The organism is Flavivirga aquimarina, from assembly GCF_030540835.1.
Lineage (GTDB): Bacteria > Bacteroidota > Bacteroidia > Flavobacteriales > Flavobacteriaceae > Flavivirga > Flavivirga aquimarina.
Map to the genome: position 1 here is coordinate 1 of NZ_JAUOEK010000165.1, position 293 is coordinate 293.

Here is a 293-nt window from a genome sequence, read left to right on the forward strand (position 1 = left end):
GAAATTTGAATAAAATCTGGGGAAGGGTTTGGATATAACTTTATATTGGATACTTCTATGTTTTCATTTATTGAAAGTGTACCTAAGTTGAGCTTAGAAATTCTGTTACCAGAAATTTCAGCAATATACAAGTCATCTCCATTTAATATCATTCCAACTGGACCATCTAATCCTGTTACTACATCTTCTGCTGTTGGTATAGCTACATTAATGTCTATTTTAGAGATTTTGTTACCATCTAATTCAGCAATAAATAAATCATCTCCATTAAGTACCATTCCAGCAGGCTCGTT

1 protein-coding gene is annotated in these 293 nt (G+C 32.1%); it reads right to left on the minus strand.

Annotated elements, in window-relative coordinates:
• Positions 1-293, minus strand: a 293-nt coding sequence (locus Q4Q35_RS17480) for an NHL repeat-containing protein (protein ID WP_303279313.1), incomplete at both ends; no start/stop codon positions are given.